22 protein-coding genes and 1 pseudogene are annotated in these 24,140 nt (G+C 60.6%); 8 read left to right on the top strand and 15 right to left on the bottom strand.

What is annotated here, in order from left to right; translation table 11 throughout:
• Positions 1–69: 69 nt before the first annotated feature.
• Entirely contained in the window at positions 70–348 is a 279-nt protein-coding gene (locus FXO11_RS16335) for a peptidylprolyl isomerase (protein WP_264766181.1), read from the bottom strand.
• A gap of 258 nt (positions 349–606) precedes the next feature.
• Between FXO11_RS16335 and FXO11_RS16330 the strand changes: the two genes are divergently transcribed.
• From FXO11_RS16330 to lpoB, 3 genes are read left to right on the top strand one after another with little or no spacing between them, the layout of a single operon-like run.
• Positions 607–2,022 carry a COG3014 family protein gene (locus tag FXO11_RS16330; RefSeq protein WP_148864018.1) on the top strand — a complete coding sequence of 472 codons (1,416 nt, stop codon included), beginning with the start codon at positions 607–609 and terminating at the stop codon, positions 2,020–2,022.
• Positions 2,023–2,033: 11 nt separating this feature from the next.
• The gene (locus tag FXO11_RS16325; RefSeq protein ID WP_227545939.1) at positions 2,034–2,438 is read left to right on the top strand and encodes a YcfL family protein; all 405 of its coding nucleotides are present in this window, start codon (positions 2,034–2,036) and stop codon (positions 2,436–2,438) included.
• The gene (gene lpoB, locus FXO11_RS16320) at positions 2,435–3,034 is read left to right on the top strand and encodes a penicillin-binding protein activator LpoB (RefSeq protein WP_148864017.1); all 600 of its coding nucleotides are present in this window, start codon (positions 2,435–2,437) and stop codon (positions 3,032–3,034) included. The genes FXO11_RS16325 and lpoB overlap by 4 nt, the downstream gene beginning before the upstream one ends.
• Before the next feature lie 7 nt (positions 3,035–3,041).
• On the opposite strand, the gene FXO11_RS16315 is transcribed toward lpoB, so the two are convergent.
• Entirely contained in the window at positions 3,042–3,956 is a 915-nt protein-coding gene (locus FXO11_RS16315; RefSeq protein WP_148864016.1) for a glutathione S-transferase family protein, read from the bottom strand.
• 270 nt (positions 3,957–4,226) lie between these two features.
• Here FXO11_RS16315 and FXO11_RS16310 point away from each other — a divergent pair, with 270 nt between their 5' ends.
• Complete coding sequence (locus FXO11_RS16310) at positions 4,227–4,529, top strand: antibiotic biosynthesis monooxygenase family protein (protein ID WP_148864015.1); 303 nt, start codon at positions 4,227–4,229, stop codon at positions 4,527–4,529.
• A gap of 127 nt (positions 4,530–4,656) precedes the next feature.
• On the opposite strand, the gene FXO11_RS16305 is transcribed toward FXO11_RS16310, so the two are convergent.
• The 7 genes from FXO11_RS16305 to FXO11_RS16275 form a co-directional block, all read right to left on the bottom strand.
• A complete protein-coding gene (locus FXO11_RS16305; RefSeq protein WP_168203188.1) occupies positions 4,657–5,220 on the bottom strand; it encodes a PEP-CTERM sorting domain-containing protein in 564 nt (187 codons plus the stop codon).
• 141 nt (positions 5,221–5,361) lie between these two features.
• Complete coding sequence (locus FXO11_RS16300; protein ID WP_148864013.1) at positions 5,362–6,816, bottom strand: alkaline phosphatase PhoX; 1,455 nt, start codon at positions 6,814–6,816, stop codon at positions 5,362–5,364.
• 267 nt (positions 6,817–7,083) lie between these two features.
• Positions 7,084–7,875: a twin-arginine translocase subunit TatC gene (tatC, locus tag FXO11_RS16295; protein WP_148864012.1), complete on the bottom strand. Its 792-nt coding sequence runs from the start codon at positions 7,873–7,875 to the stop codon at positions 7,084–7,086.
• 6 nt (positions 7,876–7,881) lie between these two features.
• On the bottom strand, positions 7,882–8,298 hold the full coding sequence (locus tag FXO11_RS16290) for a Sec-independent protein translocase subunit TatA/TatB (RefSeq protein ID WP_148864011.1): 417 nt from the start codon (positions 8,296–8,298) through the stop codon (positions 7,882–7,884).
• Between the two features lie 18 nt (positions 8,299–8,316).
• A complete protein-coding gene (gene tatA / locus FXO11_RS16285) occupies positions 8,317–8,535 on the bottom strand; it encodes a twin-arginine translocase TatA/TatE family subunit (RefSeq protein WP_148864010.1) in 219 nt (72 codons plus the stop codon).
• Between the two features lie 140 nt (positions 8,536–8,675).
• On the bottom strand, positions 8,676–9,245 hold the full coding sequence (locus tag FXO11_RS16280) for an FMN-binding negative transcriptional regulator (protein ID WP_264766180.1): 570 nt from the start codon (positions 9,243–9,245) through the stop codon (positions 8,676–8,678).
• A 146-nt stretch (positions 9,246–9,391) separates the two neighbouring features.
• Complete coding sequence (locus FXO11_RS16275; RefSeq protein WP_148864008.1) at positions 9,392–10,345, bottom strand: helix-turn-helix domain-containing protein; 954 nt, start codon at positions 10,343–10,345, stop codon at positions 9,392–9,394.
• Between the two features lie 263 nt (positions 10,346–10,608).
• Here FXO11_RS16275 and FXO11_RS16270 point away from each other — a divergent pair, with 263 nt between their 5' ends.
• The 3 genes from FXO11_RS16270 to eat are packed head-to-tail and all read left to right on the top strand — an operon-like array spanning position 10,609 to position 14,339.
• Entirely contained in the window at positions 10,609–12,021 is a 1,413-nt protein-coding gene (locus FXO11_RS16270; RefSeq protein WP_148864952.1) for an ethanolamine ammonia-lyase subunit EutB, read from the top strand.
• Positions 12,014–12,859, top strand: a complete 846-nt coding sequence (gene eutC / locus FXO11_RS16265) for an ethanolamine ammonia-lyase subunit EutC (protein WP_148864007.1) — start codon at positions 12,014–12,016, stop codon at positions 12,857–12,859. Before FXO11_RS16270 ends, eutC begins: the two co-directional genes overlap by 8 nt.
• A 40-nt stretch (positions 12,860–12,899) precedes the next feature.
• Positions 12,900–14,339: an ethanolamine permease gene (gene eat / locus FXO11_RS16260; RefSeq protein WP_148864006.1), complete on the top strand. Its 1,440-nt coding sequence runs from the start codon at positions 12,900–12,902 to the stop codon at positions 14,337–14,339.
• An 84-nt stretch (positions 14,340–14,423) separates the two neighbouring features.
• Here eat and FXO11_RS16255 read toward each other — a convergent pair whose 3' ends face one another.
• The 4 genes from FXO11_RS16255 to FXO11_RS16240 form a co-directional block, all read right to left on the bottom strand.
• Positions 14,424–14,921: a DUF3291 domain-containing protein gene (locus FXO11_RS16255; protein ID WP_148864005.1), complete on the bottom strand. Its 498-nt coding sequence runs from the start codon at positions 14,919–14,921 to the stop codon at positions 14,424–14,426.
• 100 nt (positions 14,922–15,021) lie between these two features.
• Complete coding sequence (locus FXO11_RS16250) at positions 15,022–16,443, bottom strand: efflux transporter outer membrane subunit (RefSeq protein WP_148864004.1); 1,422 nt, start codon at positions 16,441–16,443, stop codon at positions 15,022–15,024.
• Complete coding sequence (locus FXO11_RS16245) at positions 16,436–19,615, bottom strand: efflux RND transporter permease subunit (protein ID WP_148864003.1); 3,180 nt, start codon at positions 19,613–19,615, stop codon at positions 16,436–16,438. The genes FXO11_RS16250 and FXO11_RS16245 overlap by 8 nt, the downstream gene beginning before the upstream one ends.
• Positions 19,616–19,725: 110 nt before the next feature.
• Positions 19,726–20,817, bottom strand: coding sequence for an efflux RND transporter periplasmic adaptor subunit (locus FXO11_RS16240; RefSeq protein WP_227545938.1), 1,092 nt, complete (start codon positions 20,815–20,817; stop codon positions 19,726–19,728).
• A 656-nt stretch (positions 20,818–21,473) separates the two neighbouring features.
• On the opposite strand from FXO11_RS16240, the gene FXO11_RS16235 reads away from it, so the two are divergent.
• Entirely contained in the window at positions 21,474–22,454 is a 981-nt protein-coding gene (locus FXO11_RS16235; RefSeq protein ID WP_202980240.1) for an AraC family transcriptional regulator, read from the top strand.
• A 314-nt stretch (positions 22,455–22,768) separates the two neighbouring features.
• Here the strand turns inward: FXO11_RS16235 and FXO11_RS16230 are convergent, their stop codons facing one another.
• Together FXO11_RS16230 and soxR are read right to left on the bottom strand one after the other, a co-directional pair.
• A complete protein-coding gene (locus tag FXO11_RS16230) occupies positions 22,769–23,431 on the bottom strand; it encodes a DsbA family oxidoreductase (protein ID WP_148864001.1) in 663 nt (220 codons plus the stop codon).
• A gap of 98 nt (positions 23,432–23,529) precedes the next feature.
• A pseudogene (soxR, locus tag FXO11_RS16225) lies at positions 23,530–23,902 on the bottom strand (redox-sensitive transcriptional activator SoxR).
• Positions 23,903–24,140 lie beyond the last annotated feature (238 nt).

The raw sequence follows: 24,140 nt of genomic DNA, 5'->3' as shown, positions 1-24,140 counted from the left end.
GGGTTCCAGCTCGCATTAAAAAACCCCGGAGATCGACGATCTCCGGGGTTTTCAAAGTAGCCCACCTAATCAGGTACGGCTGGTGACCTCTAGGAGGTGATAGCCAAACTGGGTCTTGATCGGGCCCTGCACGACATTGACGTCACCGTTGAACACGGCCTTGTCGAACTCCGGGACCATCTGGCCGGGGCCAAAGGAACCGAGGTCGCCGCCGTTGCGCCCGGAGGGGCAGCTGGAATGTTCGCGGGCCACTTCGCCAAAGTCTTTGCCATCGGCAATCTGTTGCTTGAGCTCTTCACACTTCGCTTCGTTGTCTACCAGAATGTGGCGTGCGGTTGCTTGTGCCATTGTAAAGTCCTCTTCGTTGTTCATGCTCGTTGGGTGAGCGGGAAATGCTGCCCGCCACGCGGTAACATGGCAAGCGTTTTCTCCCATGAACTCATCCTCACCGTTACTGTCTAGTGCACTGTAAATATGATGGCGTATTCTCGGACCAGGAATCGAGTGTTGATTTTTAGTACCGCGCATCGATTGACCCGAAACAGTCTCGCACTCCTCGCCGCGTTAAGTCTCGCCGGCTGCTCTGCGTTCCAGCAAAGAGACCGGATGGCCCAGTTCAACAGTGCTTTCAGCCAGGGCAATTACGCCGTTGCTGCCAGCGTCATGAACTATCAGGACGAGGGCGATCCCGGCAAAGGTAATCACGTGCTTGAACTGCTGCACCAGGGCGAAGCCTATCGCCTGGAAGGGGACTTTGAGGACTCGATTGCGGCGTTCGACAAGGCCGAAGCCGAGATGAAATATCTGGATACTGAGGGCTTCGCGTCCTCCGCGACCGAAAATGTAATGTCGGTGCTGGTCAATGAATCCTCTCGGGACTATCGCGCCCTGATGTCCGAGGCCATCATGGTGAACACCTACAAAGGCTTGTCATTTTTGGCCGAGGCCAATGCTGAGTATGCGCGGGTGGAGTTCAATCGCGCCGACGACCGCACGCGGCGGGCGGTGGATTTCTTCGCCGAGGAAATCGCCGAGCAACGCCGGGCGCTGCAGAACGATCCGCAGAACGCTCGAATGGTTCAGCGAAGTATTCAGAGCGACGGCATGCGCTCGGTATTGGAAGCCCATTATGGCGACCCGTCCGGTTGGAGCGTCTATCCCGATTACATCGTGCCTTCCAGCACCTACCTGCACGGGCTGTTCTTCTTGGCCAGCGGCCAGGGCGGAGCGGATACGGAACGGGGCGCCAACTCTTTACGCCGGGTGGCTGCCATGACGCCGGGCCATGCGACGTTGCAAGCTGACGCCGAGCTGGCGGCTGACTTGGCCGCGGGCCGCACGAGGCGAAATGAGCTGCCGCCGATGGTGTGGATACTTTACGAGAATGGCTTGGGCCCGGTACTGGAAGAAGCCCGGTTTGATATACCGTTATTCCTGTCCCATGGTGGCGACAGGGCGTCCGTGATATTTACCAGCATAGCGTTGCCGCGCTACCGGGAACGCACAGCGGTTGCGGGTAGTCTGATGGCTCAATCGCCGGCGGGCAGTGTCAAAACAGAACCTGTTGCCCAGATGGGCAAGGTTATTCGCACCGAGATGCAGGCCCGTTTCTCCAGCGTGCTGACCCGCGCCATTTCCGGCGCGGTGGTCAAGGGCATCATCCAATATCAGGCTACGGAGTCCCTTGGTATCGCAGGCCAGTTGGGGTCGATTATCTACACCCTCGCGACCACCCAGGCAGACCTGCGAGGCTGGCAAGCACTGCCGGACCACTGGGAGGTCGCGCGCATGGAACGGCCCGCCGATGGCCGGATCGTTCTGGGTGACACTGTTCGGGGGCGTCTGGGAACGGTGGACGTTCCGGATCAACCCTTTACCCTGGTTTACGTTAAGCGACCTACCGCCCAGGCGCCTGCTACGGTAATGTTGCTGGACCTTAAGGGCGAGCGCCCCGGCCAGTGTTATACCCTTGCAGGGGATGACGACGGGTCGCGGCCATGTTCGGCGATGGACGCGCTATAGGAGAGCTTATTATGCGTAAAACGGTATTCATGCTGACGTTGGCGCTGGCGAGTGCGGTGATCGCCGCCTGCGCACCGGTCCAGCCCAAGCGGGAATACGTACCCCGCGACGACCTGAAGGTCGACCCGGAAATCCGCCAGTCATTGACGGTTCAGGACTTGCTGTCTCAACGGGTCAAACTGGCAGACGACAGCGCCCTGCTACGTATCCAGTTTTCGGTTCAGGCATATCAGGACACGGATATGGAGTGGGATGTCACTTGGTTCGACGGGGACGGCATGATCGTGCCCGGTGTTGGCGAGGGCTATCGAACCGCACGCGTGCTGCGCAATCAGACCCGTTTCTTCTCGGCAACGGCCCCGCATGAGCGGGCCGTCAGCTATCAGTTGCACCTGCGCGAGGATCGAGAGCCATGAAAAAGCTGATCGTCATAACCGCTGTATCGTTGCTGTTGACGGCCTGCGCCACGCCTACCCGCTATGTCGACCCGGCGGCAGATACGGGCCCGGTAGCCATGACACTCGACTACCGGGACTTCGAGCGCGCTGCAGACGACGCAGTGCAGGATCTGCTGGCCAGCGGTGCCGTCTCCAATCCCTCCGGCCAGCGTTACGTCATGGTGGTCAGCCGCATCGTCAATGACACCATGCAGCGTATCGATACCGATCAGCTTACCAAGAAAATACGGGTCGCCCTGCTGCGTTCGGGCAAGGTGTTGACCACGACGGCTGTTGGTGTGGAGGGCGCCGAAGACCCGATGAACCAGCAGGCCCGTGAACTTCGTAACAACGAAGAGTTCGACCAGTCCGGCGTGCAGCGCAAAGGTACGCTCCAAGCGCCGGACCTGAGTCTGTCCGGCAAGATCATCCAGCGTAACCACAAAGTCGAGGACGAGCAGCAGGTGGAATACTATTTCCAGCTCAGCCTGACCGACCTGCAGAACGGTCTGGCTGTGTGGGAGAACGAAACCCCGATTATCAAACGGGGATCGAACGACGCGGTGGCTTGGTAGCCGCGCTTTAGCGGTCTTTCAGGCTGAACCCCTGCTGCGGGACGTGAATGTTCACGGTACCGACGCGGGGGTGCTCGTGGGCGATAATCCAACTCGTTCCATCATCGGCCACCAGCGTTCCGGTTATCGGTTCGCGTCCATAATCGTCAGGCGCCACACGGACTGTCTGACCGATCGAGCCGTTGGCGTTCGATGACGGTAACGGGCGCGGTAGCGTAGCGTGCGCGACTTCCAGCGCCTGGTCGCCGCTGATTTCTTCCACCGACCCATGTCCGAAAGCGCGAATGCGCTCCATCCAGGCGCTTACTCTTGGCGCGTTCTTGAGCACGTCTTTTTCCGCAACATCGCACACGAACCATAAGCCGTGATAGGCCGAAAAATCGGCAATGCATGGCTTGTCGCCAAACAGGAAATCCCGTGTCAGGCGCTTCTCAAGATCGGCCACATGCTCGGCTACTCGCGCTTTGGCCTGTTTGGGGCTGACGGAACGGACCTTCGATTTCTTGCCCATTTCGATGCGGTCCTTCAAGAACTTGTAGGCATCGATTATGGACGTATTGCGGATCAGCTTGATCAGCAGGCCGCCGCCACTGGACGAGACAATGCACGCCAGGAAGATCTGCAGATCCACTTCGCGGACAAAGTCTTGCACCTCTTGCGAATTATTCTCCAGGGCCAGTTCAGGCTTGCCGGACATGCGGGCGATTTCACGGCTGATGGTACGTGTATCGCAGAACACGTCGGCACCGATCTGGGCCACGGGAATTTTGCGATAGCCGTCAGCCAGCGGTTCGAGGTCTGGGCGCGGCGGCATCTCGCGTACAGTAACTGCTTTCCAGCTCTGGCCGGTGTAGCCCAGCATGGTGCGGATCTTCTCGGAAAACGGGGACATGGCGTACTGGTGCAGGATCAGCTCGGACATGGACATCTCTTCAGCCATTTAAATGAACGACCGACGATACACGGAGTTTGCGCCGCAATCACCAGCCTTTGATAATTTCAAAACTTTTCGGGCAATAAACCGGCAACTTGGCCTCTCTATCCATGACGTTTGCGTTGAGTGGGCACCAGTGACAATCGCATGGGGTGTAAGCGGCGGCGCTGCTATATAGTGGGTGTCCAATACGTCTCGTCCAATACGTCTATATTCGTAATACGACGGTTCAATACGTCTATAAGAAGGAGTCAGACCATGTATATCGCGATGAATCGATTCCGAATCGCACCGGGCAAGGAAGAGGACTTTATCGAAATCTGGCGTAACCGCGAGACCCACCTGAATGAAGTCCCTGGCTTCAAGAGCTTCAACTTGCTGCAGGGCCCCAGCTACGACGACCATACGCTGTTTTCCTCCCATAGCGTTTGGGAGTCCGAAGACGCATTTGTGAGCTGGACTAAATCGGACGCTTTTCGCAAAGCCCACGCTAACGCCAAACCCGCGAAGGGAATCTATCTCGGACCGCCGCAGTTCGAGGGCTTTAAAAAGGTGCTTTAAGCGTTTTTGCCAGTCATTAATCGGCGTGGCACTGACAAGAAAAGGCCGCCTGGTCCGGCTGGGGACCGGGCAGGCGGCAAAGGGAACAGGCCGGCGCGGATTGGGTGCCGGACTGTCGGGTGACCGGCTAGGCGTTTTTGGCAGACCGGCGACGGGCGACGAGAGTAAGGCCACCGGCCAGCATCAAGGCCAGGGTTGAGGGCTCGGGAACAGCCGCAGCGGTTGCGACGTTCATGGTGTAATTGAAGGGGCCGGACAAATCGAAGCCTTCTGCACCGCCTACGGCGATGGTGAAGAAGCCTGCGGAATCCAGAAACAGGCTGGACAGACTGCTATTGCCGCCGGGGATCGCTGGGGTGCCGCCGGCGTAGGTCAGCGACCCATCGGTGAAATCGCCGCTATTGCTGAAAAACATCGTGGCGAATTCATCGGCAATCTGGCCCATATAGACGCTGATGCCGAAGGCGATGTCCGACTCGATGTCGACCGAAAGCGTGGTCGGCTCGCTGATTTCGAAGGTCCAGAAATCAACGTTATCGCCGGTAAAGGTATCTTCTGTCACCCAGCCGTTACTGCTGTCCACGGCCTCGGAATAGCCGCCATCGCCAGACAGTTCCATGATGCCGGCGTTGGCGGTAAAAGGCAGCATAACCAGCAGCGCCAGACCGGTGGATTGAATCAATGAACGCATTTCACTTTCTCCTTGTTTCGTCATTTTTGAGTCGGGTGCCCGCCGGCTGACGGGACTACCCGCTTGTTGTGGATCCTGAGTATTCTTTTTCTGAGTGCCCACCTCCCTGTGGGTCGATGAAGCCTGTGCGTCGATCAAGACTTATAGCGCGCCCTTCTCCCAGGGACCGGTGATGGCGAAGGTCACGCCCGGGGATTGGATGTTCACGAACAGCCAGCGGCCGTAGAACGTGGCGCCGCACCATTCCCTGCTGGTGAAGCTGAGGCGGTTGGAACCATTCGTTGAGGGGCCCACCTCGTCCCAGAAGAACTCGCGCGCGCCGGGGAACGCGGCATCGATGGTGCTCAGATCGCCCTGGTCCAGCGCGATGCGGTTTTCAGCGAAGGGGAAGGTGATGCCAGCCTGAGTCAGGCCAACCAGGCGCTTGGGGTTGGAGCCGCCGTCCTCGCACATGAGGATGGAGCCGCGCGGGCTGATGGCGATGTTGTCCGGGCCGTCCACCTGGCTGGTGTCGCTGGATTCGAACAGCAAGGTGCAGATTTCCTTGCGCGGGTCGTAAACGAAGATCTGACCCAGGCTGGCGGCACCGCCGGAGGTTGAGACGAAGTAGATCTTGCCGTCGTCGTACCAGCAGCCTTCGCCGCGCTCGATGATGGCAGCGTTAGTCGCCTGATCGAAGCAGGTCTGGGACATGGCGTCCGGGTCGGCGATTTCCTGCCAGGAGACGTCCCAGGTCGTGCCGGCTGCGAGCCCACCGCGCAGGTCCAGGCGGGTGGTGTTGTCCAGTACCATGGCGTAGAGCTTGCCACCGGATTTCAGGTCACCCCATTTGCCTTCAGGTACGAACTTATAGAAGGCAGAAGCGCCGGTGTCTTCGGTTTCATAAACGATGCCGGTGGCGGGATCGACTGCGACGGCTTCATGGGCAAAACGGCCCATCTCGCGAATGGGCTGGCCGTCGGAGAAGCCAAAGCCGGGAACCTCGAACACGTAACCATGGTTATAACCCTGCGGGCCCTGGTTCCATGGGTTGAAGGTTTCTTCGCAGGACAGCCAGGTGCCCCACGGTGTAAGGCCGCCAGCGCAGTTACGAATGGTGCCGCCAAGGCTGTTGTAGGACGACAGGAATTTGCCTTCCATGACGTCGAACATCAGGTTGGTCGTGCCGCCATACTGGGCTGGATTGTAGACCCCGCGGTTGCCACGGGGCAGGCAGGGTGCGCCTTCGCCTTCCGAATTCTCGTGGTTGCGGACCAAAGAGATGATGTTGTTCTTGGCCGCAACGACCGCCATGCCGTCGTGATCGGTCGGGGTAGGCAGACCGTCGGTTTGGATCATGCCGGTCCAGCCGTAGGTGGTGTATTCGAAGCCTTCAGGCAGGGCGAGCAGTTCCAGGCCAGTGGCCTTGTCCGCAGTGGGTATCAATGGACCGTAGCCGTCAGTGTAAGGGAAGCTGGCAGCCTGTGCCTGGCTGGCCATGGCTGCGAAGGCGGTACTTGCAGCGACGGCTGAACTGCCTTTCATGAAATCGCGACGATTGAACACCGGCTGGATTTCGGTGTCGCCCTCGAACTGGGGCTTGAACAGGTGAGTCATCAGGACGCTCCTTGCTTTTAGGTTTTTTTGAGGTTGTGGACTCATCTCCCGATCTGCTCTCGGGGACTTCCGTTGAGTCGTCCCGAAATACAATGCAGCGCTCCTGTGACAGTCGGAGGTAAGGCTTTTTACGGTTGGATGAACCTTTCGTGATAGTGGGTATGTGTGAAAAATAGCCGGTATGTGTGAGAAATAAGCAGGGTATGGGTGAGAAATAAGCAGGGTATGGGTGAGGCCGACCTGCGTTCGCCATAACCGAACGACGGACTAAACCTGGCTGGCGGCCGCGCGCTCCATGGACGTCTCATCCGACCGCGTCCAGCGAATCAGCAGGATGGAGAGCTCATAAAGCATCACGATAGGTAGCCCCAAAGCGATTTGTGAAATCAGGTCTGGCGGGGTAATCAGTGCAGCAAACAGAAAGGTGACGACGATAGCGTGGCGGCGATGCCGCCGCAGGGAATCGGCGGTCACCAGGCCCCCCTTGGCCATCACAAGTAGCAGTACGGGTAGCTCGAAGCTCAGGCCGAACGCCAGGATCAGCTTGATCACCAGTCCCAGGTATTCGCTCACTCGTGCTTCCAGTTCGACGCTGATACCCTGTTCCACGCTGGGCCGTTCGAAGCTGATAAAGAAATCCCAGGCTAGGGGCATCACCACGTAGAACGCCAGTGATGCACCCAATACAAACAGAACCGGGGTCATAACAAATAGTGGCGATAGCGCCTTCTGTTCGCGCTGGTAAAGCCCCGGCGCAATGAACTTCCAGACCTGAATCAGCGCCAGCGGCAGGGTGACGAACATCGCCATGAAAAAGGATAGCTTCAGATAGGTGAAAAAGGCTTCGTGCAGACCGGTATAGATCATGCGCCGGCCACTCTCGGGACCGAAAATCTGAAGCAGGGGCTGCTGCAGGAACCGATAGATATCCTCGGCGAACAGGTATGAAACGCCGAATACCACCGCGAAGAAACCCAGGCAATACAATAGTCGGGTCCGCAGTTCCAGCAGGTGCGTCAGCAGCGGGGCCTTGGAAAGGTCGAGATCGTCTTGGCTCATGGCGGGTTACCGGTTATCCGTAGGCGCTGTGTCGTTGAATTTGGCCTCGTCGGTAAGCGTTGCTGCCCGATCCGCTTCGGCCTGCCGCGCCGCTTCCGCGTCGCGTTTAGCTTGCTCGATGGCAGCGCGCCGGCGTTGATGGTCTTCGGCCGAGAACGCACCGGGACGAAAATCCGAGGGCAGGTTGCGCAGGTCTTCGGGAATCAGATTGCGCCAGTTTTCATGGGCGGGCCCCTTGCCCGAGGCGATGTCCACCTCGCGCTCAAGCTGATGCATGCTGCCGACCACGTCGCTATAAAAACGACGTCCCTTGCTCAGCAGGCGGCCGCCGGCACGGAAGAGTTGCGGCATGTCTTTGGGACCGATAACGATCAGCGCCAGCGCACCGCAGAACAGGAGTTCTACCCAGCTCAGGTCAAACATAGCCGAGGCCTCACTTGGTCAGGACGTAGTGCGGGTTTGCGCAGCTGGCTCAGCCGTCTTGACGGATTCAGACACCGGGGTATGGGCTTCGTCTTTTTCCGGCTCGTCACGCATGCCGGTCTTGAAGCTCTTGATGCCCTGCGCCAGGTCGGACATCAACGCGGGAATCTTGCCGCGGCCGAACAGGAGCAGGAATAGGATAACCACGAGAACGATTTGCCAGACACTCAGGCCCATTTGATGTCCCTCTCTCTTTAGTGGCCCGCGACTTCCCATCTGCGAGCTTGTTTTTAGGTCAGGGACACCATGGCACTGGAATATGTCGAAGATATGAAGGAAAGGTGAAAATATGGGGGCGCTGCTATGCGCCGGTCCCGTCAGGGTACATGGTTGCCCATGGCGTTGGCCGACTCGGTACCTTCAGCATCGAGCCCTGCTTTTACCCCCGCGCGGTTGGCTTCAGGCTGGTTCTGGCTGGCTTTGAGTTTGCCTTCCAGGCGGTCGAGGGTGATCTCCAGGCCCACAATCGCGCCCATCATCTTCTCGATGTAGTCCGCCGGCGCGTCGCTGACCGCCCAGGCATCGGGACGCATGTGCTCGTTGTGATGGGTCAGGTTATCCAGGTGCTCGCGCAGCCAGGCCGGATCTTCGATGGGTTCGGCGCGGCCATGGGCGTGAACGACCTGATAGTTCCAGGTGGGTACAGCCTTGCCGGTTTCCTTCTTGGTGGCGTACCAGTTGGGAGAAATATAAGCATCCGGGCCATGGAAGATCACCAGGACCTGCGGCGATTGCCGCACTTGCTCCCAGAGGGGATTGCTGCGCGCGACATGGCACTGGAGCTTACCGGATGCGTCCAGATAGAACGGGACGTGATTGGCGTCGGGACCGTCCGGCCCGGCGGTAACTAGCGTGCCGAAGCCGCGGCTGCGGATCAGTGCGTGCATCCGCGCCGTGTCTTGTTCTGCAAAATGCTTTGGGGTGTACATCTAACGCTCTCGGTTGCTGGCTGAACACCATTGGCTGGCTAACCAGTATAGGGACGGCTTGGCTCCGGGTTAAGGAACAGTTGAACCCTTATGCAGGGGAACAGTTAAGCCGGCACTGGATGTCGCGCCCGTGTCTGGGACGGCAACTCGCCAAACAGCTGCTTATAATCTGCGGAGAACTGGCTCAGGTGGTAGAAGCCGTTGTAAGCCGCCGCATCGGACACGGAGGTTGGGTGGCCGGCGCTGAGCAGTCGCTTGACCCGGTTAAGCCGGGTCACTCTCAGAAACTGCAGCGGACTGATGCCCAGGATGCTCTCGAAGCTGTACTGGAGGGTGCGGCGACTGACGCAAGCCAACTCGCAAAGCTCGGTCATGGTCACCGGCAGGTCCCGGGCGTGCGCCACGTAGTCCTTGATGCGTTCGACAACCGCTTTGCGGTGCAGGTAACTGGGCGCCACGGAACGGTTTGGCGTTTCGCGCTCCAGGGTCTCCAATAGCGCCAGCATCAGCAGATCCCGGTGGATGTGGCTGTCCAGCCGGTCGGTGGTTGAGTGGACAATACGGCTGACCAGGTAATGGAGGTTATGCAGCGTCTGTTCCGGCAGGCTCAGCCGGACAACCCGGCGGGCATCGTCGGCGCTGATAGCGATACCCTGGGATGCAGACGCGGCCAGCAGGTCGTGTTCTCTGACCACAATGCCCAGCATATCGAACGCCGCGGGCGTGACCAGCTCGAACGGGGTGCTGCCGGGCCGGCAGATAATGTCCGTGGCGTCCAGGCTCTGGCCGTCCACACGGCATTCCGCCCGCTGACTGGGCAGGCCGAACCAGATGGCATCGGGCCAGACCATGCATTGCTGGCGTAGGGCATGACTGCTGTGTTCGTTGTAGACCTGAACGCCACCCAGATGCAGCTCGTCGATGCGGCCATAAAAGCGACCCGGACTGACCTGGTCGTACTCCTGGGTCCAGTTGGTCAGGTGGTCCGCTTGCGCGTGGGCATCATCGGTGATCGTCGTGCATCGTAATGGTGCATTTTTTTGTTGTTCGTGGTTCACGATCACCTCCGAAGTGTCGTTTCCCTTCCCAAGCTTGGCCCTTAATCCGGCGTCGCGCCACCTGAACGCCCTGCTGATTTATTACGGCTTTGGCGCCGATCACCTTTTGCCAAAATTCGATAACCGGTGTTTTGTGCCAGCGCTAGAGTAAAGAGGTCGGTATGGCGTGGAGCAAGATCCATACCTTATGGCCGGAGAGTCCGGGCCGCGCCCGTCTCGACGCTCTCGGCAAAGCCGAAAGACTCAGCAAGGCAGGTAAGCCTATGAAGCACCGATATTCATTCACGCTGGGGACTCAGACGTGGCACTTCCGGGATCTCGCCGAACTCATGGCGAAGGCCACGCCTGCGCGTTCCGGGGACCGTCTGGCGGGCGTTATTGCCGAATCCGCCGAAGAGCGTGTGGTGGCTCAGATGTGCCTCGCCGAGGTTCCGCTCAAAACGTTCCTGACCGAAGCCCTGGTCCCTTACGAAGAGGATGAGGTAACCCGGCTGATTCTCGATGGTCACGACGCAGCCGCGTTCAAAACGGTGTCCCACCTTACGGTCGGCGATTTCCGCAACTGGCTGCTCGGCGATGCGGCGAGCGGTGAGGTGCTGACTCGCCTGCGCCCGGGCCTGACGCCGGAAATGGTAGCGGCGGTCAGCAAAATCATGCGCAACCAGGATCTCATTCTCGTCGCCAGCAAGTGCCGGGTTCAGACGGCCTTTCGCAATACCATCGGTCTGCCGGGGCACCTCTCCACCCGGCTGCAGCCCAACCACCCGACGGACGATGTCACCGGTATCGCGGCGAGTCTCCTCGATGGCTTGCTCTACGGGAACGGCGATGCGGTGATCGGCATCAACCCGGCGACCGACAACGTGTCTCAGTCAGTGAAGCTGATGACCCTGATGGACGAGGTAATCCGCAAGTACGAGATACCGACCCAGTCCTGTGTGCTGACCCATGTGACCAACACCCTGGAAGCGATCGAGCAGGGGGCGCCGGTCGATCTGGTGTTCCAGTCGATTGGCGGCACCGAGGCCACCAACAGCAGTTTTGGCTTCAGCTTGTCGACTTTGCGCGAGGCTCGCGACGCGGCGCTCTCCCTTAAGCGCGGCACCGTGGGCACTAACGTGATGTATTTCGAAACCGGCCAGGGCAGCGCGCTTTCCGCCAATGCCCACCACGGCCTCGACCAGCAGACCTGCGAGGCGCGGTCCTACGCCGTCGCCCGGGCGTTCGACCCCCTGCTGGTGAATACGGTGGTGGGCTTTATCGGCCCCGAGTACCTGTTCGATGGCAAGGAGATTATCCGTGCCGGACTGGAGGATCACTTCTGCGGCAAGCTGCTCGGCGTGCCTATGGGTTGCGACATCTGCTACACCAACCACGCCGAAGCCGACCAGAACGATATGGATAATCTGCTGACCCTGCTAGGCGTGGCCGGTTGCACCTTCATCATGGGTATCCCCGGGTCGGATGACATCATGCTCAATTACCAGACCACGTCGTTCCACGATGCGCTTTATGCCCGGCGTGTCCTGGATCTCAAGCCCGCGCCGGAATTCGAGGCCTGGCTTGAGCGTATGGGTATCTTCGACGACGTGCAGCGCCACGAACCCAGCGCCCGGCTGCCGGGCATCTTCCATCCCAGTCTGAAAGGCCTGATCGGAGAGGTGCGCGATGCCTGACAACAAACCGGTGTCGGATAACGCAGCTCCGACGGTGATTGAAAATCCCTGGCGCCGGCTGCGCGAGTACACCGATGCCCGCATCGGGCTGGGACGGGCCGGTATCAGCCTGCCAACCCGGGAGTTGCTCGAATTTCAGCTCGCCCACGCCCGTGCCCGGGACGCGGTGCATTTCCCGCTCGACGTGGCCGCCCTGGTGGATGAGTTGAAGCCCATCCTGGCGCCCAAGTTACCCGGCGATCCCATAGTCCTGCACAGCGAGGCGGAAGATCGCTATACCTACCTGCAGCGGCCGGATTTGGGGCGGGTCCTATCCGATGAGGCTCAAGAGCAACTGAGTGCGGTCGCTGATCGCGATAAGGGGTTTGATCTGGCGTTGGTCGTCGTCGACGGTTTGTCGTCATCGGCGGTCCAGAGCAACGCCGTACCGTTCTTGACGGCTTTTCTCCAGGCGCTGGAGCAGGACGAACGCGACTGGACCCTGGCACCCGTTACCGTTGTCGAGCAGGGCCGGGTCGCCATCGGCGACGTGATTGGCGCCAGTCTTAAAGCGCGCGCCGTGGCGGTGCTGATCGGCGAGCGTCCCGGGCTCAGCGCACCCGATAGTCTGGGTATCTACCTGACATGGGCGCCGGGACCGGCCATGACCGACGCCAACCGCAACTGTATTTCCAACGTGCGACCCGCTGGCCTGGGCTTCGAACAGGCCAGTCAGCGCCTCCTCTACCTGCTACATGAAGCCCATCGATTGAAGTTGTCTGGGGTAGGGCTGAAGGATCGGACCGAGGAGGTCGTGGTCGATAACACCCAAACCAACAGGAATTTCCTGGCCAACTGACGTTCGGCCATTAAAACCGGGATTCAAGGAGAGAAGTTCAATGACAACGCCTTCAGTGGATGACAGCTATCTGGCCAAGCGTCAGTTGAAGAAAGGGACCGCCGGCTGGTTCCTGCTCGCCGGGCTCGGTGTGTCCTATGTGATTTCAGGTGATTTTGCCGGCTGGAATTTCGGCATTGGCGAGGCCGGGTGGGGTGGCTTCGCCATCGCTATGGGCCTGATGGCCCTGATGTATTTTGCGATGGTGCTATCGTTGGCGGAAATGTCCGCCGCAATCCCGGCCGCGGGAGGCGGCTACAGTTTCGCCCGCCACGCTATGGGTTCGACCGGCGGTTATCTTACCGGGCTGGCGGTACTGATTGAGTACGCGTTGGCCCCCGCGGCGATCGTGATATTTATCGGTGCCGCGGTAGAAGAGCTGCTCGGTATCAACGGGCCTTGGGTCTACGCCGTGTTCTATGCGGTGTTTGTGGGGATTCACCTGGCTGGTGTCGGGGAAGCGCTGAAAGTCATGATGGTGATCAGCGGCCTGGCAGTGTTTGCCATCCTCGCCACGGCGGTGGCGCTGGTGGGGGACTTCAGCACGGCCAACCTGTTTGATATCGCCCCGACGGAGGCGGCCGGCGCCAGCGAAATTTTGCCGTTCGGCTGGTACGGCGTATGGGCGGCACTGCCGTTCGCCATGTGGCTGTTCCTGGCGGTCGAAGGCGTGCCGCTGGCCGCGGAAGAAGCCAAGGACCCGGCCCGGGATATGCCTCGCGGTATTATCGGCGCGATGGTGTTCCTGCTGTTCACCGCGCTTTTGGTCGTGGTGCTGCTGGCGGGCGCCGCCGGTGCGGAGATGATTGGGGCCAGCGGCGTCCCCTTGGTTGATGCCCTCAAGGCGACGGGCAGCACGACGTTGGCTACCGTGATCAACGTACTGGGTCTGGCGGGCCTGATCGCCTCTTTCTTCTCCATCATCTATGGCTATAGCCGGCTGGTGTTCGCACTCTCACGGGCGGGGTACCTGCCCAAGGCATTGTCACTGACCAGCAAACGCAAGGCCCCGGTCTGGGCGCTGGTGGTGCCCGGTATCTTCGGGTTTTTGGTATCGCTGACCGGCGAGGGCGACCTGATCCTGGGCATGGCGGTCGTGGGTGCCACGATTTCCTATGCCTTGATGTCGGTCAGCCACATTCTGCTGCGTTTGCGTCAGCCGGAGCTGGCCAGGCCCTATCGCACGCCGGGCGGGATGGTCACTTCGGTCATCGCCCTGGTGCTGTCTCTGATTGCAATGACCGGGGTCTACGCCTTTGACCCCCGTGCCTTCGCCTACACCATCGTGCTGTTCGTCGTGGGTGCGGCCTACTACTTCCTTTACGCCCGGCATCATCTGGTCGCCAAGACGGCCGAGGAAGAGCTGGCGCTGGTGCTGGACGCCGCTCAGGACCTGGACAGTGCGGGGGAGACCGTCACGCCGTCGGTCAAGCCGGCCTAAGTTGCTGTCGAATATAGGAAGAGCCCGCGCCTTGCGGGTTCTTCCATTGGATTTGAGGCTGATTCATACCTGAGAAATCGATGCTTATGGTGCGGGGCAAGCCTCGTCAAAGCTCTGGGTGGCCGGCATGTTCTGGGCATCCGGCGCCGGATAAGCCTGTTTGAAGGTGAAGGCGTCCGGGGAGGAGCCGTATTTACGCAAATAACGCAACCGGGCATCGGCCTGAGGCAGCGTCGGACGGTGTCCGGCAGGAATCCACCACAGCACCATGTGCGACCCGCGCATCTTCTCGAACCATTCCTTTTTACGCCTGAGTACCTCGATGTGGGCGGTACGGTAGACGTAGTCGTGCAGCGCATCCACGTTTTCCCAGACCGACATGTTGGTGATCACTTCGGGGCCGAAGTAGTCGATGCTGGTGGCATCGCCTTCCTCGGTCTGCAGGCGCCAGACAAAGCCGGGCGCGTCGTCAGCCAAGGTGTTAATACGGTCCAGATTGTTGACGAAATCGGCGAGTTGAGGCGAGTCGATGGGCGCAGACAGCTGGGCGATATTGAGCTGGGCGAGATGGAATGACGACATGCGGCTCCTCCTTGAGAGCGGTGAGGCTTCATTCATAGTAGGCGCTTTTGATGACGAATCAACCGAGCGATGCCCGGTTGGTTCGTTTGGGCAAACCTGGCTATTGGACGCTTGCCGTAGTCTCCGGTTCCCGTGGTGCGCCGGCCAGGGCCCGGTACAGGTTGACCATGGATAACACCGTAGCGGTGCGGCTTCTTTCCAGCGCGTTCTCGGTCTCTAGCAACTCCTGTTCCGCATCCAGCACTTCGAAATAGCCGATGTAGCCGCGTTCGTACCGCATGCGGGCCAGTTCCGCCGCGCGGCGTGCCGCATCGGACGCTTCGGTTAAACGTTCGGTACGGTCCTGGAACCGGTGGTAGCGCACCAGCAGGTTTTCGGTCTCTTCCAGCGCCTCGAGAATGACCTGTTCGTATTCCGCCAGGGCAGCGCGGGCTTCGGCATCCCGGGCGTCGATCCGGGCGCGGACACGGCCGAAGTTGAGGAAGGTCCAGTCGATCCCCAGTGCCACCCGGCGTGATTCCGATGAGCCCGTGAACAGGTCACTGCTGTCGACGGCGACGGAGCCGATCAGCGCGTCCAGGCTGAAGCGGGGAAACAGGTCCGCGGTGGCGACGCCAATGTCAGCGGTAGCGGCGGCCAGTGTCCGTTCCGCGACGCGGATGTCGGGACGCCGGCGCAGCACCGAACCGGGACTGCCCACCGGAATCTCCGGCATTGCTGTCGGCAAGGCAACGGCGGTGGAAAGCTGGCCGATTAGGCTGCCCGGTGCCTGACCGGTCAACACGGCAATTCGGTGCATGCGGGTACGGATCTCGGCCTGCAGTTCCGGGATGGCTGCGCGGGTGCTTTCCAGTTGTGAGCGCGCCCGCATGACATCGAAGTTCGTGCTGCGGCCTGCATTCAATCGCGCTTGGACGATGCCGAGCGAATCCCGCTGGATAGCGACGTTCTGCTGCGCGACATCCAGTTGCTGCTGCAAACCGCGCAGCTCGAAGTAGCTGCTGGCGACCTGGCCGACCAGAGCGACCTGCAGAGCATCGAGTTCTGCGCCGGCCGCTTCGAGGCGGGCGGCCTGGGCTTCGGAAGCGCGGCGCAGGCGGCCGAACAGGTCCAGCTCCCAACTAGCAGTGGCGCTGACTTGGTACAGCTCGATATCGTCGTCACCACGGCCCGCCGGTGGGCGTTCGGCGGCAGCCAAATGTTGCGAGGCTGCAGAGGCATTGGCGCCGATAGTGGGTAACTGCTCACGGCGGCTGCCTCGCAGCAGGGCGTCGGCCCGCTCATAGCGCGCCACCGCCACCCGCAGGTTCTGGTTGGCGGATAGCACCTGATCGATCAGGACCGCCAGCATCGGATCGTCGAAGCCGCCCCAGAACCGGGCCTCCTGGGCCCGGTCGAACGGGTGATCGTCGTGAACTTCGGTGAACTGAGCCGGCGAGTCGATAACCGGGGGCTCGTAATCCGGCCCCACGGCGCAACCCGCGAGCAGCGCAACAAACAGCGGTAACAAGCGTTTAAGCATGGCTCTCTCCCGTTTGATCGTCCAACTGAGGCTGTGCGGGCGCCTTTTCGCCACGCTGGGCGAGCCGGCGCAAGGCGACATAGAACACCGGTGTCAGCAGCAGGCCGAACAGGGTGACGCCGATCATGCCGGTGAAGACGGTAATCCCCATGGCGTTGCGCACTTCGCTACCGGCGCCGGAAGCCAGCACCAGCGGCACCACGCCCGCGATGAAGGCCACGGAGGTCATAATGATCGGGCGCAGACGCAGGCGGCAGGCTTCCAGGGCGGCGCGGACGGTGTCCATGCCTTCCATTTCCTTTTCCCTAGCGAACTCCACGATCAGGATCGCGTTCTTGCAGGCGAGGCCCATCAGCACCACAAGTCCGACCTGAACGAACACGTTGTTATCGCCACCGGTGAGCCAAACGCCGAACAGGGCGGCCAGCAGGCACATGGGCACGATCAGGATGACGGCCAGTGGCAGCACCCAGCTTTCGTATAGTGCCGCGAGCACCAGGAACACCAGCAGCAGTGCCAGCGGGAACACGATCATCGCCGCGTTGCCCTGGGTAATCTGCTGGTAACTCAGGTCGGTCCACTGGATATCCATGCCCCGGGGCAGCGTCTGTTCCGCCACGCGGGCCACCGCGTCCAGGGCTTCGCCAGAGGACAGCACGGTCGGGTCGGACTGCCCGATCAGATCCGCTGCGGGATAGCCGTTGTAGCGGATGACCGGATCGGGACCAAAGCTGCGCTTGAGTTCGACCATGGTGCTCAGAGGCACCATCTCGCCCTGGTCGTTGCTGACGAACAGATGCTCCAGATCGCTGACGTCGTCGCGGTAGGGTGCATCCGCCTGGGCGACCACGCGGTAAGTGCGGCCGAACAGGTTGAAGTCATTGATGTAGAGCGAACCGAAGTAGAACTGTAGCGTGCCGAACAAGTCGTCCAGCCGCACACCCTGGGCCTTGGCCTGGCGCCGGTCCACTTCAGCATCCAACTGGGGCACGTTGGCCTGGTAGGAGCTGAACGGGTAGCTCAGTCCCGGTTCCTGACTCAAGGCGCCCGCCAGTTGGTTGGTGGCGTTTTGCAGCACGCCGTAGCCGGCGCCGGCGCGATCCTGCACGTACACGGAGTAGCCCGAACCCGCGCCCAGGCCGAAGATCGGCGGCGGCATGAAGGTCACCGCAAAGCCTTCCTTGATGCCCGCTAGCTTGCCGTTGATCTCGCCGGCGAGGTCCAGCGCGGTTTTCTCGCGCACCTCGAAGTCATCGAACAGGATGAACACTGTGCCGATGTTGGGGGTGTTGGTGCCCTGCAAGGCGTTGAAGCCAACGAATGCGGCTGCGTGGGCAACGCCCTCGGTCTCCAGGGCGATCTCGCTGACCCGTCGAGCCACCTCTTCCGTGCGATCCAGGGACGCGCCTTCCGGCAGGCGAATGCTGCCGACCAGGTAAGTCTTGTCCTGGGTCGGGATAAAGCCGCCCGGCACTTGGTTGAACATGAACACCGTACCGCCCAGCAACAACACGTAGATGCCGAACACCAGCCCGCGGGTGCGCAGGCTACGGCGCACGAAGCCCTGGTAGCGCTCCGCGTTACGGTTGAAGAAGCGGTTGAACGGACGGAACAGCCAGCCGAACAGCTTGTCGATAACCCGCGCCGGTAGATCCGGCTTGGCACCGTGGGGTTTCAGCAAGGTGGCCGCGAGCGCCGGTGACAGGGTCAGGGAGTTAATCGCCGAGATCACCGTGGCGATGGCGATGGTCACCGCAAACTGGCGATAGAACTGGCCGGTGATGCCGTCAAGGAAGGCCATGGGCACGAACACCGCACAGAGCACCAGGCTGATCGCCACGATGGGGCCGCTGACTTCGCGCATGGCTTGATGGGCGGCCTTGAGAGGCGGGAGACCCTCCTCGATATTCCGTTCGACGTTTTCCACCACGACGATGGCGTCGTCCACCACGATACCAATGGCCAGCACCATGCCGAACAGGGTCAGCGTATTGATGGAGAACCCCAGCAGCGAGAGGATTGCAAAGGTTCCGACAATCGAGACCGGCACTGCCAGCAACGGGATCAGCGACGCCCGCCAGGTCTGCAGGAACAGGATCACCACAAGCACTACCAGTGCTACCGCTTCCAGCAGCGTGGTGATAACGGCCTTGATCGAGGTGCTGACGAACACCGTGGGGTCGTAGGCCACTTCCCACTCCAGGCCTGCGGGGAAATTATCGTCCAACTCGGCCATCTTGGCGCGCACGGCGGCGGACACTTCCAACGCGTTGGAGCCCGGCGACTGGAAGATCGGCAGCGCCACCGCCTGTTTGCCGTTGAGCAGGGCGCGCAGGGAATCCTCGGACGCCGCCAGTTCTGCACGGCCGATATCCCGCAGGCGCACCACGCGTCCACCGTTGCCGGTTTTGATCACGATGTTCTCGAATTCCTCGGCGCTCTCGAGACGCCCCTGGGCGTTGATGGAAATCAGGAAATCGTTGGTTTCCGGCATCGGCTGGGCACCGATCTGGCCAGCCGAGACCTGGATGTTCTGCTCACGGATGGCGTTGGCGACATCGCCCGCGGTGAGGCCATAGGACGCCGCCCGCTGCGGATCGACCCACAGACGCATGGCATAGTCGCCGGCGCCGAACAGGCCCGCCTCGCCCACACCGGGTATGCGCGCCAGTTCGTCACGAATGTGCAGCACGCCATAATTGCGGATATAGGTGGCGTCGAAGGTGTTATCCGGCGACAGCAGATGTACTGCCATCATCAGGTTCGGCGACTGCTTCTGGGTGGTCACGCCCTGGCGCCGCACATCTTCCGGCAGGCGCGGCAGGGCTTGGGACACCCGGTTCTGTACCTGCACCTGGGCCCGGTCGGCATCGGTGCCCAGCTTGAAGGTCACGGTCAGGGCGAGGGTGCCGTCACTGCCGGCGACGGATTTCATGTAGATCATGTCTTCCACGCCGTTGATCGACTCTTCCAAGGGCGTGGCGACGGTTTCCGAGATGGTTTTCGGGTTGGCGCCCGGATAGCGGGCCGTCACCTGCACGCTGGGCGGCACCACCTCCGGGTATTCGCTGACCGGCAAACCGGGGATGCTGATCAGCCCCACGACGAAGATGATGATGGACAGCACCGAGGCGAAGATCGGCCTATCGACAAAGAATCTTGAGAAGTTCATGGCATAACTCTCCCAGAGCGCGGTCTTGGAGACCGCGCCAGACAGGCATTAATCGGGACTAAATGGTTCGGGGGTTTTTTAATCTAGCCATCTATCTGGCTAGCTAACGCCTACTGCGTGCTGGCGACCTGCGGCTGCTCGCGCTCGCTGGGTCGCATGGCGACCTGTTCCGGCGCCACTTGCATGCCGGGCATCATGATTTTCTGCAAGCCGTTCACCACGATGCGGTCGTCGGCCTTGAGGCCTTCATGCACGACCAGCAGGCCGTTGGAGCGCTGGCCGGGTTCGATATAGCGGCGGCTAACGGTGTTGTCGTCCGCCACCACATAGACGTAGCGACGGTCCTGGTCGGTGAGCACCGCCTGCTGGTCCACCAGCAGTGCATGATCCAGTTCGGCTACCGGCATTTGCACGCGGGCAAACTGACCGGGGCGAACGATGCCATCAGGATTCGCCATCACGGCCCGGTACTGTAGGGTGCCGGTGCTGGCATCCAGCTGGTTGTCCACGAAGTCCACTATGGCGGTGTGCGCGAAACGCTCCTCGTCGCCTGACAGGCTTATCTTGACTGTCGGCATCTGTCCCTCATTAAATCGGTTCAGTGCAGCCGAGGCGGTCTGCTCGTCGCTCTCGAAATAGACGTGGACCGGGTCGACGGACACCACACGGGTTAGCAGGGTCTGGTCGTTGGTGGCCAGATTACCCCGGGTCACGAAGGCCCGGCTGACGCGACCGTCGATGGGTGAGCGGATCTGCGTGTACTCCAGGTTCAGCTGGGCACTGTCCAGCGACGCTTCGGCGGCCAGCACGGCAGACTGTGCGGTGGCCATGGCAGACTCGCGCTGGTCGTATTCCTCCCGGGAGATGGCGCGGCTGTCCAGCAGTTGCTTGGCGCGGCCTGCCTCGCTCTGGGCCAGCCCGTATTGGCTGCGGGCGCGGTTGAGTTCTGCCTTAGCCGCGTTAACCGCCGCCTGGTAGGGGCGCGCGTCGATCTGGAATAGCAGGTCGCCCTGATGCACCCATTCGCCCTCTTCAAAGGCCACCTTGTCGATATAGCCGCTGACTCGTGGGCGCAATTCGACCGATTCGGGCGCGGCGACGCGTCCGGTGAAGCCGTCCCAAAGGGTGACGGGTTCCGGTTTGACCTGGGCAACATCCACAGCGGGCGGTGGCGGAGGGGTGGCTGCTTCCTCACTGTGCACATCGCAACCTGCCAGACCAACGGCCATCAACAATGAAAGGGCTACAGTCCGATAAGATATTCGGGTCCTGGCCCTTTCTTTCACAAGCGCGTGTTTTTTCAGCAACAAGTCCATGAAGCGCGTTCTCCTCGCGAGCGGTTATTCGTATCGCCGCCCCGAAGGAATATGGGCAATCAGGCGATGGGCGTGGCGTCGGATGAATTCCATCGAAGACGTGAGGCTAATGTAAGGGCCGGTGCCAAACCGGCGGTATCCGGTTTCTGCGCGGAGATTGCCCATTTCTACAGAGGTTTGAAGTTTTGGTGGTAGGGCGGACGTGGCGGACCCGCGGCGGAGGCTGGCTTCGGGCTTATACAGCGCGGTATGAAAGTGATCTGGCTAAAACCATAGAGGGTTGCACACTATTGCACGGATGTGACAATGAGGGCTCTCACCGCCTTTTCTTGAAGGCGGGGAAAAGTCAGGGCGCACCTGGATGCATCCGGATTGCTGAAACAGAAAGAGTACGGGATAAACGCGCAGGGCTATCCCGTTTGCCCGTTTCTGTCACGTGATTGCCTATTCCTGCTAAATTCTGTGTTTAGACGCTGACGCTTTTTTGTCCATGCGTATACTGAAGGCCGTTTTTGTCGGCAGCAAACGGCAGGAGAGCGACCGTGCTAGTACGAAATCTCAGCTTCCCCATGGACGACCAGGCGACTCTGGAAAAAAGTCACGAAGCCACGCGCCTGCAGTTGGCTCAAACGCTGCAACGTTGGTCGGAGGATCAGAAAATTCAGCAAACAACGGTGCCGGGACTGGAGATTTTTCGCTCCGACTCGCCCACCAGTTGCGTGTCTTCGGTTTACGACCCGTCCCTGTGCTTCCTCGTCCAGGGCCAGAAAACCGTGAACTTCGGGGACCGGGAGCTGGTTTATGAGCCGTTGTCCTATCTGGTGACCTCCGTGCATATCCCGGTGCTGGGTCGCATCGTGACCGCGTCGCCCGATGAGCCTTACCTGGCGATGAAGATCACGGTCGACCCGCAGGAGGTCAGCAATCTGGTGCTGGAGATGGGTAGCCAGCTCAAGTTCGACCCGGAGGCCGACGCCTGTCCGGAAAGTGCCTGCGGCCTGTGCCTGGCGCACATGGACAAGGGCATGCTGGATGCGGTCAATCGACTGACCAGTCTGCTGGATGCGCCCCACGATATCCCCGTGTTGGCGCCCCTGGCCCGACGGGAAATCATCTACCGTGCCTTGATTGGCGAGATGGGCCCGCGTATGCGCAAGTTCGCGGTGGCGGATTCCTCCGTGCACCGGGTTTCACGGGTGATCGCAGTGCTCAAGGATCGTTATACCGAGAGCCTGCGGGTGAAGGACCTGGCGGAACAGGTCAACATGAGCGAATCCGCGCTGTTCCACACCTTCAAGCAGGTCACCCGTATGTCGCCGTTGCAGTTCCAGAAAAAACTGCGGTTGCATGAGGCTCGCCGATTGATGCTCTCGGAAGGCCTCGAGGCGGCCACTGCGAGCTATCGGGTGGGCTACGAAAGTCCGTCCCATTTCAGCCGCGAGTACAGCCGCCTGTTCGGCGCGCCGCCACGCGCGGATGTGATCAAGTTGCGGGGGGAGCAGTGGATGCCGGCGCCGGCCTGAGGGCCCTCTCCCATCCACTCGGGTTTCCGCACTATCCGCACTAAATGTAGCCGGAGCTTCAGAGGGTGTTGCAAAACGTAGCGAGCGAAAGCCAGGCAAGGCGGAAATCCGCGAAAAAGCGCAGTTTACTAGTAGTAAATGAGCATTTTGATCGGACTCGCGCACGAGCGGATTTTCAACGCCGCATGGCCGAGCGCAGTAGTTTTGCAACACCCTCTTCAGCTTCGGAGGGGCCGTGAGGCCTTGACCGCAAACCGGTAGCAGCGCAGCTAGCAGCCTGAGGTCCGTTACGGCTTCAGGCTACTCACCCTGCATCATACCGGCGATATCTCGACCCGGTCCTCGGCAATCTCCCGAAAGGTGTGCACGAGGGTGTGGGGTTCCTGGGCTCCGGCGATCAGGTAGCGCTGGTTGACGATAAAGGCGGGCACGGCGGTGACGCCGGCTTGCTGATAGCGCTCTTCGTCGGCGCGAACGGCAACGGCGTAGTCATCCGAATCCAGTACGCGTTGAGCCGCATCGCCATCCAGCCCAACGGCCTCAGCGCATCGCCGTAGCACTGCTTGCTCCGAAACATTCTCCGCGCGGCCGAAATAGGCCTCGAACAGGGCCAGCTTGAGTTCGGTCTGGCGGTCTTCGGTTTTTGCCCATTTCAGCAGGCGATGAGCATCGAACGTGTTGCGGGCGTGGCGCTCCTGCAGCTTGCTGAAGTTCAGGCCAAGGCTGTGCGCGATCTCCATCATCTGTGCCTGGGTCGCCTCCATATCGGCGGCGCTGCGACCGTACTTGCGGCTGAGGTGTTCGAGAATTGGCTCGCCAGCCAGCGGCATGTCCGGGTTGAGCTCGAACGCGTGCCAGTCGAGGGTGAACGTCAGTTCGTCTTTGACGTCGTCCATTGCCTGCTTCAGGCGCGCGTAACCGATAGCGCACCACGGGCAGGCAACATCGGACACGATATCTATTTTCAGGGTTTTCATAGCGATACTCCCGATTGGAAGTTCATGAACTTCAGCGCATCAGCATATCGCGAAGTGGCTTTTCGATCACCCTTGGCCAAAGCAGCGTGAGCCGGCGATCAATCTGGATCCAGCAGCCTCGGTCCCGGTCCCTCGTCACCGAGGTCGTCCCGGGGATTGCGCAGCTTACAGGCATCGATAGACAAACAGCCGCTGCCAATCGTTGGCGGTTACCGTGCGGCCTTCCGGGAGGGTAGCCAGGGCTTCAGCGATCTCCGACAGGGGAATGCCCAGCCGCTGGGCGACTTTGATAACGGCGATCCGGCGCAAGACGTCCCGGTGGAAACGTCGCTGGTTGCCCTCGGTGCGCCAACTGCCGATCAGTCCCTTATGTTCATAGAAGTGGATGGTCGATACGGCGACGCCGCTACGCTGACTTAGCTCGCCGACGGACAAAGGCTTGCGGATATTGGCTGCGTCTATTTTTGCCATCGTTTCTTCCAATGATCTTTTTAATTGACCTCAAGTTTACTTGAGGTTTTAAGCTCAGTTCCACTTTCCGAGGTGCATCCATTTAGGGTCGGGCAAGCACTTCGGTTCCTGTAAACACGAGTGGAGAATGTCATGGCTGAGCAGCCACTAAACGTATGATCGATCGCTTACGGTGGTGGGCCTTGGCTACGCGCAATGCCCGTCAGAATCTGCCCTAGAGCGAGTCCGCTTGATCGGC

The sequence above is a fragment of the Marinobacter fonticola genome, from assembly GCF_008122265.1.
Classification (GTDB): Bacteria; Pseudomonadota; Gammaproteobacteria; order Pseudomonadales; family Oleiphilaceae; genus Marinobacter_A; species Marinobacter_A fonticola.
This window is presented reverse-complemented; position numbering and strand designations above follow the sequence as displayed.

What these genes read in the sequence shown, in the direction of transcription:
- FXO11_RS16335 (WP_264766181.1), bottom strand. Translation starts at nt 348, where the DNA reads ATGGCACAAGCAACCGCACGCCACATTCTGGTAGACAACGAAGCGAAG.
- FXO11_RS16330 (WP_148864018.1), top strand. Translation starts at nt 607, where the DNA reads ATGGCCCAGTTCAACAGTGCTTTCAGCCAGGGCAATTACGCCGTTGCT.
- FXO11_RS16325 (WP_227545939.1), top strand. Translation starts at nt 2,034, where the DNA reads ATGCGTAAAACGGTATTCATGCTGACGTTGGCGCTGGCGAGTGCGGTG.
- lpoB (WP_148864017.1), top strand. Translation starts at nt 2,435, where the DNA reads ATGAAAAAGCTGATCGTCATAACCGCTGTATCGTTGCTGTTGACGGCC.
- FXO11_RS16315 (WP_148864016.1), bottom strand. Translation starts at nt 3,956, where the DNA reads ATGTCCGAGCTGATCCTGCACCAGTACGCCATGTCCCCGTTTTCCGAG.
- FXO11_RS16310 (WP_148864015.1), top strand. Translation starts at nt 4,227, where the DNA reads ATGTATATCGCGATGAATCGATTCCGAATCGCACCGGGCAAGGAAGAG.
- FXO11_RS16305 (WP_168203188.1), bottom strand. Translation starts at nt 5,220, where the DNA reads ATGCGTTCATTGATTCAATCCACCGGTCTGGCGCTGCTGGTTATGCTG.
- FXO11_RS16300 (WP_148864013.1), bottom strand. Translation starts at nt 6,816, where the DNA reads ATGACTCACCTGTTCAAGCCCCAGTTCGAGGGCGACACCGAAATCCAG.
- tatC (WP_148864012.1), bottom strand. Translation starts at nt 7,875, where the DNA reads ATGAGCCAAGACGATCTCGACCTTTCCAAGGCCCCGCTGCTGACGCAC.
- FXO11_RS16290 (WP_148864011.1), bottom strand. Translation starts at nt 8,298, where the DNA reads ATGTTTGACCTGAGCTGGGTAGAACTCCTGTTCTGCGGTGCGCTGGCG.
- tatA (WP_148864010.1), bottom strand. Translation starts at nt 8,535, where the DNA reads ATGGGCCTGAGTGTCTGGCAAATCGTTCTCGTGGTTATCCTATTCCTG.
- FXO11_RS16280 (WP_264766180.1), bottom strand. Translation starts at nt 9,245, where the DNA reads ATGCACGCACTGATCCGCAGCCGCGGCTTCGGCACGCTAGTTACCGCC.
- FXO11_RS16270 (WP_148864952.1), top strand. Translation starts at nt 10,609, where the DNA reads ATGAAGCACCGATATTCATTCACGCTGGGGACTCAGACGTGGCACTTC.
- eutC (WP_148864007.1), top strand. Translation starts at nt 12,014, where the DNA reads ATGCCTGACAACAAACCGGTGTCGGATAACGCAGCTCCGACGGTGATT.
- eat (WP_148864006.1), top strand. Translation starts at nt 12,900, where the DNA reads ATGACAACGCCTTCAGTGGATGACAGCTATCTGGCCAAGCGTCAGTTG.
- FXO11_RS16255 (WP_148864005.1), bottom strand. Translation starts at nt 14,921, where the DNA reads ATGTCGTCATTCCATCTCGCCCAGCTCAATATCGCCCAGCTGTCTGCG.
- FXO11_RS16250 (WP_148864004.1), bottom strand. Translation starts at nt 16,443, where the DNA reads ATGCTTAAACGCTTGTTACCGCTGTTTGTTGCGCTGCTCGCGGGTTGC.
- FXO11_RS16245 (WP_148864003.1), bottom strand. Translation starts at nt 19,615, where the DNA reads ATGAACTTCTCAAGATTCTTTGTCGATAGGCCGATCTTCGCCTCGGTG.
- FXO11_RS16230 (WP_148864001.1), bottom strand. Translation starts at nt 23,431, where the DNA reads ATGAAAACCCTGAAAATAGATATCGTGTCCGATGTTGCCTGCCCGTGG.